Source organism: Undibacterium sp. MH2W (assembly GCF_049340215.1).
Classification (GTDB): domain Bacteria; phylum Pseudomonadota; class Gammaproteobacteria; order Burkholderiales; family Burkholderiaceae_D; genus Undibacterium.
The window spans coordinates 40234-57581 of record NZ_JBMPPA010000010.1; the positions used below are offsets into that span (position 1 = coordinate 40234).

A 17348-nucleotide genomic window follows, 5' to 3' on the forward strand; every position below is an offset into this window, starting at 1 on the left:
GATCTCGCCTTGAACGGGGAGTCTTCACAACTGCCTTGTTCCGACTCCGGTGTCCGTCAAATCCGGCTGGTAACTCTCTGCCAGCGTAGTTTTTAAGTGAGAGACCACAGTTAGCTAGCTTTGCCATCCTTCAACTCACACCCAATTAATCTTAAAGGTGAGGCTGGCTAACTGTGGTGAATTGAACTACTGGAGAAACCGATGTGATCAGAAGCTTTGAAGTGATTGTTGATTGCCGAAAAACTGGAGATTGAAATGACACGACGCAAACCGCTAGCAGCATACAAGCACTGGAGATCATCCGGTTTCTCAGTGAAAAACGCCCTCTTCTTGACTATAAAATGGGGAGCGCCGATCAAATGAAATTCATTCGGGATTTGATCTGGTATCGGAAGCGCGGGTTTAGCTGGCGCACGGCAATGAAGCTGGCAAAGAACACTATTTAACGGAGTTGGAAATGAATGATTTAGTCAGTTCACCATTTGGTCGCCCAGGCACAATGGTTGCAGATACAGCCGGAGCGAAGCAAAACATGCATCGAGAAATGGCTGAGACACAATCCAAGTACATGATGGCGCAGCACTTCCCTCGCAATGTGGTTGCCAACATGGACAAAATTCTGAATGCGTTCACTCGCCCTTCGCTGGCAGAAAAAGCGCAGTATCAGTTTGCGCGTGGCGGCACAGATATTTGCGGACCAAGTATTCGCGCAGCAGAAGCAATTGCTCAACAATGGGGCAATCTTGAATTTGGTTTCCGTGAACTTTCAAGAGGTGTAGGTGCGGACGGTGTTCCATTCAGCGAGGTTGAGTCATTCTGCACTGATTTAGAAAACCGAACCCGTCGTCCTATGCAATTCATCGTCCGTCACTGGCGTGACACGAAAAAAGGTGGCTACAAGCTGACTGACGAACGCGACATCTATGAATTAATTGCTAACCAAGCGCAACGCCGGACACGTGCATGCATTCTTGCCCTTATTCCTGGCGATGTTGTCGACGCAGCTATGGATCAGGCTGCGGTGACTTTAAAGACTACCGCAGATACAAGTCCTGAAGCAATGCAACGAATGTTGGACAAATTTAGTGAATTCCAAGTTACCAAAGAAATGATTGAGAAACGTATCCAGCGCCGTCTTGACACGATTCAACCAGCTCAAGTCGTCTCTTTGCGTCGCATTTATGCAAGCCTGAGCGACGAAATGAGCCTTCCTTCGGATTGGTTTGAAATCGAACAAGGGCAAGAGTCCGCACCAGCCACAAAAGCGGAGCCAAAAGTCATTCCTACTTGCACTGAAGAAGAATTCAACAAGAAAAAGGCGGATTGGCGCGATCAGATCATTGGCGGCAATAAGACTGTAAAAGCGCTGATTTCCATGATCGAAACAAAAACGAAGCTTACTGAAAATCAGAAGTTGACGATCGACAGTTGGGCGCACGAAAACGACTAATTCAAAGGAATCATCATGCAAATACATGAACTTATTCAAGGCACTCAAGAGTGGCACGAGTTCCGCGCCAATCATTGGGGTGCAAGTGAAGCCGCTGCCATGCTGGGGCTTTCCACTAAAGTAAAACGCAACGAACTGTTGCATATGAAAGCGACCGGAACAGCAAAAGAGTTTAGCGAATGGGTTCAGGAAAACATTCTTGATCATGGTCACGAGGTCGAGGCATTGGCTCGTCCAATCGTTGAAAAAATCATTGGGGATGATTTATATCCAGTTACCTGCTCTGAAGGCAGCATGTCCGCATCATGCGATGGCTTAACAATGTCTGAGGCTGAAGCATTCGAGCATAAGCAGTGGAATCGAGAGCTAGCAGAGTCAGTAAAAAACGGCATCCTGCCTGAAGAGTACATGCCGCAATGTCAACAGGTTTTAATGGTGACGCGCGCCAAAAGACTAATCTTCGTCGTTTCAGACGGAACGGAAGAAAATATGGTCCATATGTACATCTATCCTAATGTGTCCTGGTTCGAACGTATCCTGAATGGCTGGATTCAGTTTGAAAAAGACTTAATCGACTTCATTCCGCGTGATCTGCCTGTTAAGCCACAAGCGGAAGCAATAATGGCACTTCCTGCTCTGGCTGTTCAAATTCGTGGCGAAGTTGTGCTGAGTAATTTGCCTGAGTTCAAAAATAAAGCTGAACTCTTCATCGCATCGATCAAAACAGACCCAACTACCGATGAAGATTTTGCTAATGCGGAAGAAACGATCAAGTTCTGCGAGAAAGCCGAGAGTTCTCTTGAGTTAGCGAAATCGGCGGCAATTGCACAAACATCTAGCATCGATGAATTAATGCGTACAGTTGACAACATCAAAGAGCAATTGCGCCGCAAGCGCCTTGATCTGACGGCTATCGTCAAAAATAAAAAAGAACAGATTAAGACTGAAATTTTAATGAATGGCCGCGAACGTTTTCATGAGCATATGACAAGCCTTGAGCAGGAAACAGCGCCTATTCGATTAAATCTGACGCAGCCTGACTTTGCCGCTGCAATGAAAAACAAACGCACTTTGGCATCACTACATGAGGCAGTTGATACGACCTTGGCAAACGCAAAAATTTCAGCCGATAGCATCGCTGCTGACGTTCGCAAGAAATTAGCCTGGTTCAAATTAAACACTGTCGATTTTGATTTTCTATTCAACGATTTGCAACAAATTATATTTAAGCAAGAAGACGACTTCAAGGCTTTGATTGATTTGCGCATTACTCGCTACAAAGAAGCCGAAGCGCAACGACTTGCAGCAGAAAAACTTTCGGCGGATCAAACGGGCCTTGAGCAAGCCAAGCAAGAAGCACCTGCTCTGCCAGTTCAGCCAGTCAAATTCGCCGCCGCTGAGGTAGTGAACATTGCCGAAGCTAAAAACGAAGTCCCTACCCTCACCCTGGGCAAGATCGGCGCACGTCTTGGCTTTGCTCTAACTGCTGACTTCCTCCGGGGCATCGGCTTTGAACCTGCAGCCCGTGAACGTGGCGCAACTCTCTACCGCGAAAGCGACTGGACAAATATTTGTTCAACGCTGATTGCTCATATCGAGGGCGCACGTAACCACCAGCAAGCAGCGTAATCAATTTTACAAACCACGAAAGACGATCATGATAACTAACACTATTCCACTCACTGAAGTTGAGTCCTCCCAGATCCACGCAATCGGTCACTGTGCAGAGACAAACACTCTGGCGATACAGTTTAAGTCGAAATCTGGAGCGGGAAGCATCTACCACTATTCAAACTTCACGCCTGAGCAGTTTGCAGAGTTTCAGGGCGCAGAGTCTATCGGTGCGCACTTTGGCAAGGTTATCAAGCCAGCGAGCGACGTGTTTCCGTTCGTGAAGGTTGCGTAATCATGGCATCCGTCAATAAAGTCATCATAGTCGGGAATTTGGGGAAAGACCCAGAGACCCGCTACACACCAAGCGGCGACGCAATGACCAATATCACTGTCGCCACGACTGATAGCTGGAAAGATAAGGCAACTGGAGAAAAACGAGAACAGACTGAGTGGCACCGCATCACATTCTTCGGCAAGCTCGCTGAAATCGCTGGCCAGTACCTAAAAAAAGGATCTCAGGTCTATGTCGAAGGCAGTCTGCGGACACGCAAATACACCGACAAAGACGGCGTTGAAAAATACGCTACCGACATCAAAGCCGACAGCATGCAGATGCTTGGTGGAAGATCGGATGCAGGTAGCGCAGCACCAGCTTCACGTCAGTCGTCAGCCCAGGATCAACGCCCGGCATCAGCGTCGAACTCCGCGCCGAACTTTTCCGATATGGATGACGATATTCCGTTTTAAAGCAAATGATCATCAGCAAAGTCGCAATTCGGCGCGAATATGAGCGCCACTTAAAAATGGAATCTCGAATCAATGCTATCAAATGGACGGCAGGAAGATTCGGGATTAGTGAACAGCAGGTTTTAGAGGCTATTGGAGAAATAAAATGAAATGGATTAAGCACGTAGGCAATGAAATGCCTGTAAGCGGGAATACGCAGGTTTTTATTAAAACAAGAAGCAAAAATATTTCCCATTTATCTAACGAAGCAAGTTTTTACGATTGGAATAACGACGCCCATCCTGGATATATTTTGGAATACGCACTTGCTGAAGAAGAGCAAAAACCGCAAGAAAAAACATTGCGAGACGAATTCGCAATGGCGGCTTTGACGGGAATGCTGGCTGACAGTGAGTATGCTGGCAACGTCGATGATTATGCACACTATGCGTATAAATGCGCCGACGCAATGATAAAAGCGAGATCAAAATGACCCCATTCCACAAAATCAAACAAAGCGCCGAGCGTAACTCAAAGCTGATCTCCGAAGTGATTAACGTCACAGGACTGAAGAACGATGCAGCCCTTGCGCGCGCTGTCGAAGTCGCGCCGCCGGTAATTAGCAAGATCAGAACGGGGAATCTCAAGCTCGGTCCAAACATGCTTGTGCGTCTTCACCTGCTGTCCGACATTAGTATCTGTCACATGAAAAAAATACTGTCGGAGGGATTGTGAAAGCATTGGAAGTCACGCGGAATACGCAAAATAACGCTCGCCTGATTGATTTAATCCAGATGCAGGCGGGAGTGAGAACAGATTCAGCACTTTCAAAATTGCTTGATATTAGCCCAAAAACAATGAGCTTAATTCGCACCGGAAAATTGCAATTTAGCGCTCACATGATTTTGAAAATTTACGATGCAACGGGCTTGAGCATTGAGTACATAAAAAGTGTTTTGTCTGGCGATGTATTGGCAGATATGCGGGAGGTGTGATGAAACTAACACCATGGATTGACGGAGACATTAAACCTGTTCGCGTGGGTGTTTATGAGCGTAATTATGGGAGTGCCGGATTTGCTTATTGTAAGTGGGATGGTAAATATTTTTTTGCTGGAAAAAGATCAATTAAAGAAGCAGATTTAGCTACATCTGACGCATTTTTCCAAAACCTACCTTGGCGCGGGTTAGCTGAGAAACCTAAGTGAGGATGATATGACAAAAGAAGAATTGAAACAAGAAATACTCCTTGCATGTGAATACTTGATCGACATGGCTCACAAAAATTACGATAAGAAGAAAGAAACTTATCACCAAGGTGGCTTTGATTATCTTGAAGAGCTTTACGAAGAAATAGAAAAAATGGAGTAAATGATGACAAACGAAGAACTCGAAGCGCTGAAACTGGCACCAGATCACAAAGGAATGCGCGTAGATTACAGCGGGCTACTCGGGCAATCGGTCAATGTGCTAAAGAGATCTGATCCAGCAAACGCTGAAATGTTGAGACAGCTCAGTGAACACATGACGGAATTGGGAAAGCGTTTCTACTCTGGTGACATTTCGGTAGTTGATGAGTTCTTGCAGTTGTACTGCGTTGAAACAAAGTTGCGCGAAAAATTGAAAGGAAGCGACAAATGACACTCATTGAACTGCGCGAGATGTGCGCAAAAATTTGCGATACCCATCGCGATAAATCAGCAACATTAGTTGGCGCTACCAAAGCTATGTGGTGCGCAGAAGATATCCGAGCTATACAGCTACCAGAGCAAGAGCCATTAGCATGGATGAACCCAACATCAAAAGCAATAGTCGCGGCTGATTTAAAAATACCAGGTGTAACTCTGGAGGATTTTGATATCCCGCTTTACGCCGCCCCGCCATCAATTAGTACAGGCGAACAAACTGTCAATGATTACTTGACAGTTGAGTCACTGGAAAAGCTAGTAGTCGAACTTCAATTGCGAATTGATGGGAGATTTCATAATGGCCTTAAATGGCATTCACCAGGCATGGGAGAAGTTCATTCGCATGACCACAAATATGAAATTCAATGCATGGTAGAAATACCAGAAACTCCAGAAGGGCAAGACCAAATTGCATGTACCGATTTAGCAGATAAAGTGTGCGATGCACTTAATGAAATTGATGTGATGAAAAAGCAAGTAGCGGAGCTGAAGGAAAGTTTGCGTCAAGTGTTAGATGAATACGACCATTCATGCATGATTGAAAACGGATATCTAGCATACGGAACTGCTGTTTATGTTGCAAGGGAGTTATTAAAATGACACAAGCAATAAGCTGCTCTCCATTAACAAAAAGGATTCGCATAGGGACACTCAACAAAGCTGGAACGATGTATGTCGGTAAGCTGCGTGATGTGACATCTGAATGTGTCGGATCAATTATTGAAATGATTGGAGATAATCAAACTCATCAAGTCACTGTTAATGGTGTTGTTAAGTACGAAATTACCGTGACAAAAATAGCGGAGGAATAATGCCTGAATACGTAATTACAGACGAAATGAAACTGGCAAGGGAGCGGGCAAAATGAGCAAAGCACAATTTTTAGCAGAAAATCTGAAGCCCAATGAAATATATGCCGGCCTAATTTTAGGCAAAGACGGCGAGCTCGACTATCACCTGGCACTTCTACCATCAAAGCCAAACAAGAACATGGCATGGTCGGATGCAATGGATTGGGCAAAATCGGTCGATGGTGATCTTCCAACACGCAACGAACAATCACTTTTATTCGCCAACTGTAAAGAGCATTTTGACAGCGCCTGGTACTGGTCAAATACGCAGACCGCCCACTACACCGACTATGCCTGGATGCAGTATTTCGACGACGGCTTCCAGGACATCCTCCACAAGTCGTACGAGTACCGCGCTCGCGCAGTCCGCAGAATTTATCTGGAGGAATAATGATTAAGACAATCACAATCAACACTGAGACGCATAAAGTAGTACCGATTGAGCCGACAGAAGAATTTTTTAAATTAGCAAATATTGCTGATTTTGAATCTTTGTCTGGCTCATGCTGCTCAGCTGATAATGAAACTATTTATCGCTGTGCAATTGAATCCGCGCCAGAGTTTAGCGGTTCCTCGTGGATAAATGCTAAAGATAGGCTGCCAGATGTTAAAGCTGGCAATTGTGAAGAATTTATTGTTCATGCTCGATCAATAAATGGTGGGAAGGCACGTGTTTTTGCAGCTATGTATCTTAATGAGATGGAGTTAGACGACTCTGAGGAAGGTTATGAAAGGCCATTCACTGGCTGGCACAGCGCAAAAGAACATCATGATTATGATTGTTACTATGAAGCAATATCTTCGCATGAAATTTTGCATTGGATGCCATTACCAACAGCACCGGAGGGGGTATGAGTCCATATTTAACAGCATCCGAACTAGCAGAGCTGGTGGGATGCAAATCTAATCAAAAACGTACAATGCAAGCTTGGCTGGAAACTAGACGGTGGCGATTTGAGCTGGATAAATCGGGACTCCCAAAGGTGGCAAGAGCCTACCATGATCGAAAAATGGGAATAAATGATGATCACCAAAAACAAAAGTTCGCAGAAGTTCCAAACCTCGGTGCTTTCGCGTAAGGAGAGAACGGGAATTGATCGTCTATACAAGCGCACTGGTGTAAAAAAAGTTTCTTTTTACTACCAGTATGCAGACGGTTCAAGTGAAACGTTAGCCACTGCAGAGGTTGGAAACAGACAGGAAATTGCCGAGGCAGAACGCACCGCAAAACGCAAAGCCCTTGATATCAATGAAGGTCAAATAATTTCAGGCTCGGTGGCAGACATGATCGAGCGATTCAAAAAAGATATCGCCCCCACACATTATCGAGATCAGTCCAAGGATGGGCTAGCAGTGAGGCAAGGAGCATACGACAACCTTGTTAGGTTCTTCGGTAAAATGTCCCCTGCTTCACTTAAAACCGTGCATGGATATCAATTCCTTGATGCTCGCGCAAAAGCAGGCGCTCCAGCCAAGGCAAATAAAGAGCTGTCTTTGCTGTCGACTATCTGTCATTACGCTGTACGTTGGGGTGTTATCGAAGCAAACCCGTTTGTAGGCATGATGCAGAATAAAACAGAAAAAGACGTTAGGACCATTTCGAGAAGTCAGATTCTTAGGTTTTATCTCTGGTCGTTGAAGCAGCATCAAACATTCAGGAATTTAGGCTGCGCGGCGATGTTCACGTATTTAACTGGTTTTCGCGCTGCAGAAGTACGACCGTTCCATGTGAGCGGATTGACTGCAGACGGCGTAAAGGTGATCAATGCCAAGAGAAAGAAGGGAGAGCAGGAGATTGTGAAGGTGAGGGAGTGGTCAACACGGCTACGCGTAGTTGTTGCGCGCGCAAAGCAGACGCATCAAGTTGATCGTCTTTATTTATTCGCCAATCGCTTAGGGTCGCCATATAGCCGCAGCGGATGGGGTTCTGTGTGGCAGGATGCTATGCTTGCTTGGGTGAAGTCAAATGATAGCGCTGTGGATGCCAAAACGCTGATCGATCACCCTCTTTATTTTTCACTGCTTGATGTTCGTCCAGCGGCGATTACAACAAAATTGCGCCAAAGAAGTAGCGATGCATATGATTTTGCGGCACACGCAAACCCAAGTACGACGCACAAAAACTATGACCGAAGGAAAGAGAAAAAAGCGAAGGCAACAGAATAGCCGTTGGAAAATGCCTACTTTTCGTTGGAAAATAAAAAAAGGACTTAGTGAAATTAATCGCTAAGTCCTTGTTTCTACTACATATTCGGTGGGGTGGACGATGGGGCTCGAACCCACGACAACAGGAATCACAATCCTGGACTCTACCAACTGAGCTACGACCACCACTGAAACGCTTGGATCAATACTGCACCAAGAGAGCTACGCATTATACAAGGCTTTCCCGCTTTTAGCAACAGTCCAGCCTTGTTAGGCATTTGCTTAGAACTGGACGTTACCGCCATTCGCGCCAATGCTGCCTGACGCGCCGCCGCCCATCCCTCCCATGCCACCACCTCCACCACGCGAGTGACCGCCGGAATTACCTGCGGGGCGGTCGCCTCGACCCTCTGGGGCATCCCTCTTCATATCGGCCTGCATCAATAATTGCTCGGATATAAACGCTTGAACTTGTTGCCGCTGATTATCATCCAGTGCATCGTTGAACGTGAGGCACCATTCACGGATTTGTTGATTCTCTTGGATGGAAAGTTGTTCTTCCTGGGCAATCTGTTTTTCGAGATCACGCAATTCGAGATTGGGCTGTTTGAGACTTTTTTGAATGTCAAACTGCAGGTGTTCTCGCCTTACGCCTCGCTGATGCGCCAGGGCACGAAGTTTGGATTCTGTTTGCTGCCATAGCAGTGCTTGGTTCTTGGTGAGATTCAGCGACGCTTTCACTTGTGCTGAATTCAGTAACAACGTATCGAGACTAAATTCCATCGCAGACATGGCATGTGCTGTTCCAGCTGAAAAAACAAAGACCGTACCAACTGCAAGGATGATTTTTTTGAGATAGCGCAATTGCATAAAAAACCCGTTAAAACGACGAATAAAACAAAAATGCGATTCCACTCATCATAAGCGACACCGCATCCCACTAGACGTAACGAAGCGCATAGAACTATTGCATAACGTCATCGCGCCCCATCTGCCACTAACGCCCAAAGAAAAAAACCCACACTATCAGATAGTGCGGGTTCAAACTCACGGTGAAGTGAGTAGAGGAGTGTGCAGTGAAGCGGGTGAACTATAACCGCAGCCACTGCGAATCCATGCATTTTTTACATTTTTTTACTCAAACGCATCATGTGACACAAGTGAACGAAGCACTTCAGATGATCGTCATTGAATGAGTAATGAATTAACTTGTGACTTCCTGTGCACTGCGATCATACGCGGTGATGGTTTGCATGCGCTCAAAAGCTTCAAGCAAAATAGCTGGGTCACCGAGTGCTAGTTTTTTACTGTCTGACAAAGTCTGGCGAAACGCACGCGCACCGATCATCCCCATCATCAAGCCGAGCATATGCCGAATGATGCTATTGACGCGTAAGCCTTTGCCGCCGTTACCATAGAGTTCGAGTTGGCGATGAATGTACGGAATCATGGCGTGAAGAATTTCTTCGCGCGTTTTGACGGGACGATCATCACCATAAAACAGTGCATCAAACGTCGCCATAAAATAGGGATTATGGTAGGCCTCACGTCCGATCATGACACCGTCGACATGGGCGAGGTGTTGGGACATCTCTTCCGTGGTTTTGATACCGCCGTTGATAATGATTTCGAGTTCAGGAAACTCTTTTTTAAGGCGATACGCATAGTCGTACTTCAAAGGAGGAATTTCACGATTCTCGCGTGGACTCAAGCCTTTCAAAATGGCAGTGCGGGCATGAACGATAAACGTCTTGCTCCCCGCCTCCGCAATCTGCCCCACAAAGTCACGCATAAACTCATACGAATCGACATCATTGATACCGATACGGTGCTTGACGGTCACATCAATACTGACCGCATCTTTCATCGCCTTCACGCAATCGGCGACCAATTGCGGCTCCGCCATCAAACAAGCACCAAACGCGCCTTTTTGAACGCGCTCTGAAGGACAGCCACAATTGAGATTAATCTCATCGTAGCCCCACTCTTCTCCCATTTTTGCGCAGAGTGCCAAATCAGCAGGCTCACTCCCTCCTAACTGCAACGCAACAGGATGCTCTCCCGGGTTAAATTCTAAATGACGCTGTACATCGCCATGCATCAAAGAACCTGTCGTCACCATCTCGGTGTACAACCACGTATGACGGGTAATATGGCGATGAAATTCACGGCAATGGCGATCCGTCCAATCGAGCATTGGAGCAACGGAGACCCGTCTAGCTGGCAATACTTGGAGTTTCTCAATGACAGGTTTCATTTTTAAAAATTACAATTTTATTTAAACTTAATTAATATTGGTGTCTTATACGGTCCCATTATGGAAAATTGGGAAAGTCATGGCATCAAGTCGACAATGCAACGGTTCATCAGACGAGGATATTCGCCGCAAAGGGCGTAAGTCTATCAGTAAATTCTATAAATCGAAGTCTGTAGCATTAGCGTGGGCACGCGAAATCGAAGCCAGTACTGACATATTGGCACTTAAAGGTATCAGGAGCTGAACCGGAATTTCATCTGAAAAATTGATCGAAGGTTATCTCACAGAGATTGCGTCAGTAGCTCCCGTCGGGAATTTATCCAAAATAAACCTGTGTTGTCAGTGCAAGAAATTTGCGAAATTATTGGCGCGGGAAGAAACTCAGTACAAGTTCAACGCTGTAATGGCAACTCCTATCTCCCTACGACGGAAGCCCCCCCTGCACGTAGACATTAGGGATGCAACTAAATACTTAAATAAAATAAGGCAGTTACGAGTTGAAGATAAATCCTACTATTGATCGCAGATTTATAAATTATTAATTTTTCTTATCGGGAGAATTTCTATTGGAATTTTGAATCAACTGATACCAAGAACAAGCTCGAAAAATCCCTAGAGTTGCAGCAACCATTGAAATAACAGAGTAGAGAAATATTAAATATCCAAATCCAGAAAATATTTTTGTAGAAATATCAATTATCGATCTAATGCAGGTTGGCCAGTAGAAGTAGAAATCCAATCCTTTAGCAACTATTGCGAGAGAAAGTGCTAATACCTGAAGAATAATAAAATGGACAAAAGTAGAGGACAAACCTAAATAAGAAGAAATTTCGCCATCTTTATGTTCCATTAATTCGGATCGAAATTTTTCATCACCAAAACTTAAAAACATCGCCAAACCACCGAGCGAAAAACCAAGCAAATTGGGTATTACCGATATAGGTTGATCCCACCATTTTTCTGTCAACCAAAAATGTGCGGTCAAAATCGTTAAGACGAATGAAAAATGAAGATATGGGGATCGAAGGAATGCAGACCATCCCCCATATGCTGTCCAATATCGCTTTAAAATTTGCCCTACGCCGTGATACATTTTTCTATTTTCTGACAAGGTGTCTATTGATTCGATCTGCGGCCTCGTAAAAAGCGGCATGCATCGTTTGAATAGCGGTGCTATAGTAAATTCGTTCAAGAAGCGGCGTATCTACGGTTGAGATTTTAACGGACTTTCCGTGATTATCTTTTCCAGTTGCGACCACACTACCATTTGTGCTCGCAACCTTTGCGAGCACCTTCGTTTGATCATCCGGGGTCAATTGCATAGTTCTATTAGAATTTAGCTCCACTGTCATTTTTTTTGCGTTTTGACTTATCAATCGCTCTAATAGCAATCTTTCAGCTTCGTCATGGTCATCGGGGTTTGGGCGAACCAATTCGATTTTAATTGTACGAAGATAAGGAAGTGCAAATATCTTGTCCACAGAATCAAATTCAGGAATAACTGTGACTTCAATAGTTCCAAACTCTTCAAGATTATCATCAGCCAACAACCTCTCCATAACTGCTTTGACAGTTGCGGGGCCAAGACTCCGGCTACCACTTTTTACCTGCACAAACAATCGGTGCTCACGCGGAAAAAAAATAAACACAAACCGAGCTAAGTGTGGCTTTAATTTTTCCGGAATAACAATTTTTTTCAGATCATCGGTCGAAGCCTCATCTTTACTATCCAAATCAAACCAAGGCTCGTTCGAATCCAACTGGATAAATTGATAAAACTCACCTGTTAGTCCCTTCCATGGCTCATCTTTAACCAGCTCGCGAAGACTTCCCATCAGGACACCGTTGAGTCCTCTGGTCGGAATGATTTTTTTTAAAGAGAAAATTTTGTTAAACAAACGCACGTAGCGATCTGCAGAATGAGGATTATGCATTGCAATATTTATCGCGCATATGTGCACAACTGACTCTTTTACCATTTCTCCCTCAGTTCCTTCGAAAATGAAAATTATTAAAATATAAAAATAATAACATTTTCCTTAACTAAAATGAACTCTAAGTTTATTTTTTTGAAAGAAATTTTAGAAATATAATCGATAGTATTAAAATTAATCTGATAATGTTGCCATTATGAAACTACGAAAATTTTGGTTTTTCTCATACCAATTAAACTCAATTACGGAAGAATTACAGATAATGGCTTCAACACCATCGATAAACTGTGCTTTTATCAGGTTAATTGAGCAACGGAGACGCGGCGCAGAGGTAAGGTATTTGCCGTTGCGTCAAGCGTGGGCGTATTGATTACGGAGTTCATTTCTTAATACTACAATTCTTTATTTAACTTCATCACGCCAGGCACATCGTTCTAGCTCGGGATAGACTAAGCTGCTCAGTAACAATTTCCCATATTAAAAACACAAAACTGAACATTCGGCAGCGAAACCTGACAGTTTAACAGCAAATGAAATCAAGCTTCGATATTCACAAGAATCTCTCCACCTTCGTCGCACTTACAATCTGTTCTACACACTTTCCTTCAATAAACGCAACAATGCAGAAGTATCGAGACGTGCAGACGCATCCCCACCATCAAGCAAGCTATCGGCGAGGTCTCGCTTTTCTGCGTGAAGAGCGATGATTTTTTCTTCGATGGTATTTTGCGTCACGAGGCGATAAATCGTCACAGGTCTTTGTTGTCCCATGCGATGAGCGCGATCAGACGCTTGGTCCTCTACCGCGGGATTCCACCAAGGATCCAAGTGAAGCACATAATCGGCAGCGGTTAAATTCAACCCCGTGCCACCCGCCTTGAGACTAATGAGGAAGACATCTCCCTCACCCGCTTGAAACGCATCGACACGGCGCTTACGCTCTAGCGCTGGCGTACTGCCGTCGAGGTACTGATAGCGAATGCCACGTTGTTCCAGACGCTCTCTGACCAGACCGAGATGATCGACAAATTGGCTAAACACTAGCGCCTTATGGCGGTTCTCTAAGAGTTCTTCGATCGTATCTTCCACAACCGCAAGCTTACTGCCACTGATGGTTGAATTTTTCAACACCAATTGCGGGTGACAACAGAAACGGCGCAGCTTTGTAATTTCAGCGAGCACTTTTAACGACTGCCCTTCTTCTGCATTCAGTGACGCAATTTTATCCAAGGCTTCTTGGCGTAAGGCTTCGTATAAATGCCGCTCTTCATCACTGAGTTCGACTTGCAAAGTAATCTCGGTGCGCGATGGCAACTCGGTTAACACCTGTGCTTTGGTACGACGCAAAATAAAGGGCTGGATGAGTTTTTTAAGATGTTGCCGCGCGTCTTTATCACCTCGTTCAATCGGCGTGCTGAAACGTTCGGCGAAACGGTCTTTTGAGCCGAGCAAACCCGGGTTAATGAAGCGGAATAAATTCCATAATTCACCCAGATGATTTTCTACAGGCGTTCCACTAGCGATCATTTTAAAGTCAGCCGTGAGCGCCATTGCCGCCTGACTGCGCTTCGTCGCCGAATTCTTAATCACCTGCGCTTCGTCCAGTACGACGCTGTGCCAATGTTGTGCAGCAAACAGATCTGCATCTGACTGCAACATGCCATAACTTGCAATGACAAGGTCAAATGGACCTAGATCGGCGAGCGAGCGATTGTTGTTGTAGGCTCGGACTTTTAAGGTCGGTGCAAAACGCATCGCTTCAGCTTGCCAATTCATCGCCACCGAAATCGGCGCGATGACGAGTGCAGGACCGTTCGGCGCACGTTGAAGGAGTAAAGCGAGGGTTTGTATGGTTTTACCCAACCCCATATCATCGGCTAAACACGCGCCAACACCCCATTGCGCTAACCGCGCAAGCCATTGATAGCCTGCGAGTTGATAATCACGCAGGGTTGCTTGCAGAGTCGACGGCACCTCTGGCAAGAAATTACCTAACGCGTCCAGTTTCTCTACTTGCTCGCGCCATGCAGCATCGGTTTTCAGCTCACCGACTTCATCGGCCAATGCAGCCAATGCAGGTGCAGCGAGGGCGTTGATACGGATGCCGTCTTTACCACTCAATTCACCCAAAGCACGCAATTCATCAAGCCGTGCTCGGAAACTTTCCGTGAGCGCAAGATAATCGTTATCACCTAACTTTAGAAAACGGCCACGCGTCGATTCTGCCATTTGCAACAATTCGCGCAATGCCAACACGCGACCATCGTCCAACGCGACCTCGCCGCCTGCCACAAACCACTCGCCCTGCTTTTTGATGGTTAACCGCAAATTCTGCAACGAACGACTTCCTTTAATTCGGAAGCGTTCTCCCTCTGGCCAAATGAGTTGCACTTTGGATTCAGGCAGTGCTTTGAGTTCACCCAATAATTCTAAGCATTGCTCAGGATGCTGCAGTTGCCATTCTTGACCAGTATCTTCTGCCACAGCCAATAAAGGACAGGCGCTTAAGACATCCTGCAAATCTTGTAATTCTTTCTTGAGCTGACGGCTCGCTTGAACCGGCACACCACCCTGCTCTCCCACGACATTAGCAGCGCCCTTACCCGGTGCAAACCAACCACCATCCGCTAAGGGGCGCACTAATAATTGCAGACGTAGCCCTTCTTGCAATGGCAATAGATGGGCATAGATTGTAGCATCGGCGTCTACGGTATTCAGATGGGCAGCAAGCTCAGGGAGATCGGAATGAATCGCCAGATGCGGTGCGATTGCAGCAATGACATCCACGAGTTGCGCTTTTGCTGAGCTAGGCACCGTTAAGCCGCGACCAAGAATACCCGTAATTTGTTTAATCTCTGGGCTCGATATGTAGACTGCCAATCGCGTTGGTGTTTCTTTTTTCCATACGATATTGGCATCCGGACTAACAAAAGGATCAAGCTGCAATGTAATCTGATCGCCACTCTCTTTCAATTGCAGGGCGATATCCGCTTTCACCACATCAATCCGCACATCAGGAGCATCGTCCCAATAGACTGCGGGATGCCCGACCATCAACGGTAAGACCTTATCGATGTTGAGTTCAAATTCACTGCCGCCGTAATAGCTATCCGCATATTTACGAATACAGGCAACGATCTGCAGGTCTTGTTCCGACAAGAATGGCAAACTATCCTGCTCTTGGGCCAAGCGTCTGAGAGCCACGGGACGCCCTTTACTCCAGACGCCTTTGACACTTCTTTTTTGCTCACGTGGCTCCGCTTTCAGTTGCTGAAAATGGTATTCCAACAACCAAGCAAGCCGCGTGTCATCACCGACTTTCGTATTTTTTACTTCTGACATGGGTTTAAGTTGCGTTAAGGCAGTTAAGGCGCGTTGCCACGCTTCTTCACGGTGTAACACATCGATCAGTGGGCGGCAGTTTTTTTGCGCATGCCACTCAGGCAAAAGGCGCGGCTCTTTGAACTGGCGCAGCAGCAACACATCGAGTTCTGCCGCCACCCATTGGTAACCCAAGCGCATCATTGTCGCCCGCATATCGACTAACTTAGGATGCAATTTGGGATGAGGTGGCGCATCCTGCCAATGTCCTGCTAACGCTTCAAATAAGGCATCCACATCATGCGGAACTCGCGAGCTAAAATGCGAGACGGGCAAGACAACGCCGAGCGCCAAATGATTCACCAGAGGCTGCAATACGTAATAGCTATACGCGTGTTTTTGTTTAACACCGTCGTCCACCTGTGCTTTGGCTAGCTTCAAACTTGCCGGATCATTTTTCGCAATGCAAGCGACCGTGCAAAATAATCCGAGCAATTCAGGAATAAAGACCTTGCGTTTGCCGGCGACTGTTTTTTGAATTTCAATATAGGTTTGAATAACACCCACAGCAGCATTCATATTGTGCTGCATGACTGCGGAAGCGATCAAAAATTCTGCTTGTGTTTGGGGTGATAAGCGTCGTTTGAGTTTTTCTAGGCGATCCATATCGCCACGCAATAACGACTGCCATGCCAATAAACCCATCAATTGCGGCCAACTATTTGCCTGTTCCTCCAATTGCGCAAAGGCGTAATCATAAGCAAGCTTACAGTCATCGAGATGCCAATTCGCCCGCGCAAATACATCGGTGAGTACTTGTCCTTGATCGATTGACTTGAGTGTCGAGAATAAATCAACGCCTTCAGGATGGCTAAAAAATTCCGTTCCTAACGCAGGCATGTGATCGGTAGATACACTGAAAAATTTTTCGCGCCACAATAAGGCCTCGTCTGTCCTACCTAGTAGCAAGGAAAACAATACCTCCCGACGATAAAAATTGGCATCGTAGGATTTCCAGTGATGGTATTCGCCTTGACGTTTGAGTAAGTCACGAATACTCGTCACCCAGACTTTCAATTGACCACTTTGCTGTAAATGGAGCAGCACCGCCATGCGCAAATCTTCACGAAGCACGAGTCCGAGACCAATTTCTTGCCTGAGCATCATCCTTTGAGTCAGTTCAAGCCCAACCTCTTTGAGCACCTTCGCCTCATAGGGATTGCCTTTCATGTCAGTCTGACCGCTGATTTGCATCAACTCAAGCAATTTGGTCTGACTAAACGGTGCCTGATACAACGCAGCGGCATACAGCAACGGAAAGTGGTGAGGCGATAAATCAGAAAGCAGAGGCATAGAACAATCG

21 protein-coding genes and 1 tRNA gene are annotated in these 17348 nt (G+C 45.8%); 16 read left to right on the top strand and 6 right to left on the bottom strand.

Annotated features, from left to right (window positions below):
* The first annotated feature begins 457 nt into the window (after positions 1-457).
* The 16 genes from ACO0K2_RS17970 to ACO0K2_RS18045 all read left to right on the top strand — a co-directional run bounded on the left by ACO0K2_RS17970 (position 458) and on the right by ACO0K2_RS18045 (position 8494).
* On the top strand, positions 458-1450 hold the full coding sequence (locus ACO0K2_RS17970; protein WP_423021387.1) for a hypothetical protein: 993 nt from the start codon (positions 458-460) through the stop codon (positions 1448-1450).
* Positions 1451-1465: 15 nt separating this feature from the next.
* Positions 1466-3079 (top strand): YqaJ viral recombinase family protein, encoded by a 1614-nt coding sequence (locus tag ACO0K2_RS17975; RefSeq protein ID WP_423021389.1) that lies wholly within the window; start codon positions 1466-1468, stop codon positions 3077-3079.
* A gap of 28 nt (positions 3080-3107) precedes the next feature.
* Positions 3108-3356 carry a KTSC domain-containing protein gene (locus ACO0K2_RS17980; protein ID WP_423021391.1) on the top strand — a complete coding sequence of 83 codons (249 nt, stop codon included), beginning with the start codon at positions 3108-3110 and terminating at the stop codon, positions 3354-3356.
* 2 nt (positions 3357-3358) lie between these two features.
* Complete coding sequence (gene ssb / locus ACO0K2_RS17985) at positions 3359-3811, top strand: single-stranded DNA-binding protein (RefSeq protein WP_423021393.1); 453 nt, start codon at positions 3359-3361, stop codon at positions 3809-3811.
* Between the two features lie 145 nt (positions 3812-3956).
* Positions 3957-4283: a hypothetical protein gene (locus tag ACO0K2_RS17990; protein ID WP_423021395.1), complete on the top strand. Its 327-nt coding sequence runs from the start codon at positions 3957-3959 to the stop codon at positions 4281-4283.
* Positions 4280-4525 carry a hypothetical protein gene (locus ACO0K2_RS17995; protein ID WP_423021397.1) on the top strand — a complete coding sequence of 82 codons (246 nt, stop codon included), beginning with the start codon at positions 4280-4282 and terminating at the stop codon, positions 4523-4525. Before ACO0K2_RS17990 ends, ACO0K2_RS17995 begins: the two co-directional genes overlap by 4 nt.
* Positions 4522-4785 (top strand): helix-turn-helix domain-containing protein, encoded by a 264-nt coding sequence (locus ACO0K2_RS18000; RefSeq protein ID WP_423021399.1) that lies wholly within the window; start codon positions 4522-4524, stop codon positions 4783-4785. Before ACO0K2_RS17995 ends, ACO0K2_RS18000 begins: the two co-directional genes overlap by 4 nt.
* Positions 4785-4997 carry a hypothetical protein gene (locus ACO0K2_RS18005; protein ID WP_423021401.1) on the top strand — a complete coding sequence of 71 codons (213 nt, stop codon included), beginning with the start codon at positions 4785-4787 and terminating at the stop codon, positions 4995-4997. The genes ACO0K2_RS18000 and ACO0K2_RS18005 overlap by 1 nt, the downstream gene beginning before the upstream one ends.
* A 7-nt stretch (positions 4998-5004) precedes the next feature.
* Positions 5005-5160, top strand: a complete 156-nt coding sequence (locus ACO0K2_RS18010; protein WP_423021403.1) for a hypothetical protein — start codon at positions 5005-5007, stop codon at positions 5158-5160.
* Positions 5161-5430, top strand: coding sequence for a hypothetical protein (locus ACO0K2_RS18015; protein ID WP_423021405.1), 270 nt, complete (start codon positions 5161-5163; stop codon positions 5428-5430). It begins immediately after the preceding gene.
* Positions 5427-6077: a hypothetical protein gene (locus ACO0K2_RS18020; protein ID WP_423021407.1), complete on the top strand. Its 651-nt coding sequence runs from the start codon at positions 5427-5429 to the stop codon at positions 6075-6077. The genes ACO0K2_RS18015 and ACO0K2_RS18020 overlap by 4 nt, the downstream gene beginning before the upstream one ends.
* Positions 6074-6289, top strand: a complete 216-nt coding sequence (locus tag ACO0K2_RS18025; protein ID WP_423021409.1) for a DUF7446 family protein — start codon at positions 6074-6076, stop codon at positions 6287-6289. Before ACO0K2_RS18020 ends, ACO0K2_RS18025 begins: the two co-directional genes overlap by 4 nt.
* 52 nt (positions 6290-6341) lie before the next feature.
* A complete protein-coding gene (locus ACO0K2_RS18030) occupies positions 6342-6719 on the top strand; it encodes a DUF1566 domain-containing protein (protein ID WP_423021410.1) in 378 nt (125 codons plus the stop codon).
* Positions 6719-7183: a DUF551 domain-containing protein gene (locus ACO0K2_RS18035; RefSeq protein ID WP_423021412.1), complete on the top strand. Its 465-nt coding sequence runs from the start codon at positions 6719-6721 to the stop codon at positions 7181-7183. The genes ACO0K2_RS18030 and ACO0K2_RS18035 overlap by 1 nt, the downstream gene beginning before the upstream one ends.
* The gene (locus ACO0K2_RS18040; protein ID WP_423021414.1) at positions 7180-7407 is read left to right on the top strand and encodes a DUF4224 domain-containing protein; all 228 of its coding nucleotides are present in this window, start codon (positions 7180-7182) and stop codon (positions 7405-7407) included. The genes ACO0K2_RS18035 and ACO0K2_RS18040 overlap by 4 nt, the downstream gene beginning before the upstream one ends.
* The gene (locus tag ACO0K2_RS18045) at positions 7349-8494 is read left to right on the top strand and encodes a hypothetical protein (RefSeq protein ID WP_423021416.1); all 1146 of its coding nucleotides are present in this window, start codon (positions 7349-7351) and stop codon (positions 8492-8494) included. The genes ACO0K2_RS18040 and ACO0K2_RS18045 overlap by 59 nt, the downstream gene beginning before the upstream one ends.
* Positions 8495-8583: 89 nt before the next feature.
* Here the strand turns inward: ACO0K2_RS18045 and ACO0K2_RS18050 are convergent.
* The 6 genes from ACO0K2_RS18050 to ACO0K2_RS18075 all read right to left on the bottom strand — a co-directional run bounded on the left by ACO0K2_RS18050 (position 8584) and on the right by ACO0K2_RS18075 (position 17338).
* A tRNA-His gene (locus tag ACO0K2_RS18050) sits at positions 8584-8659 on the bottom strand.
* 96 nt (positions 8660-8755) lie between these two features.
* Positions 8756-9343 carry a hypothetical protein gene (locus ACO0K2_RS18055; RefSeq protein ID WP_423021418.1) on the bottom strand — a complete coding sequence of 196 codons (588 nt, stop codon included), beginning with the start codon at positions 9341-9343 and terminating at the stop codon, positions 8756-8758.
* Positions 9344-9677: 334 nt separating this feature from the next.
* A complete protein-coding gene (gene dusA / locus ACO0K2_RS18060) occupies positions 9678-10730 on the bottom strand; it encodes a tRNA dihydrouridine(20/20a) synthase DusA (protein ID WP_423021420.1) in 1053 nt (350 codons plus the stop codon).
* 538 nt (positions 10731-11268) lie between these two features.
* Complete coding sequence (locus ACO0K2_RS18065; RefSeq protein WP_423021422.1) at positions 11269-11823, bottom strand: hypothetical protein; 555 nt, start codon at positions 11821-11823, stop codon at positions 11269-11271.
* Between the two features lie 4 nt (positions 11824-11827).
* Entirely contained in the window at positions 11828-12709 is an 882-nt protein-coding gene (locus ACO0K2_RS18070) for a DUF4747 family protein (RefSeq protein WP_423021424.1), read from the bottom strand.
* Between the two features lie 546 nt (positions 12710-13255).
* The gene (locus ACO0K2_RS18075) at positions 13256-17338 is read right to left on the bottom strand and encodes a DEAD/DEAH box helicase (protein WP_423021426.1); all 4083 of its coding nucleotides are present in this window, start codon (positions 17336-17338) and stop codon (positions 13256-13258) included.
* Between the last annotated feature and the right edge of the window lie 10 nt (positions 17339-17348).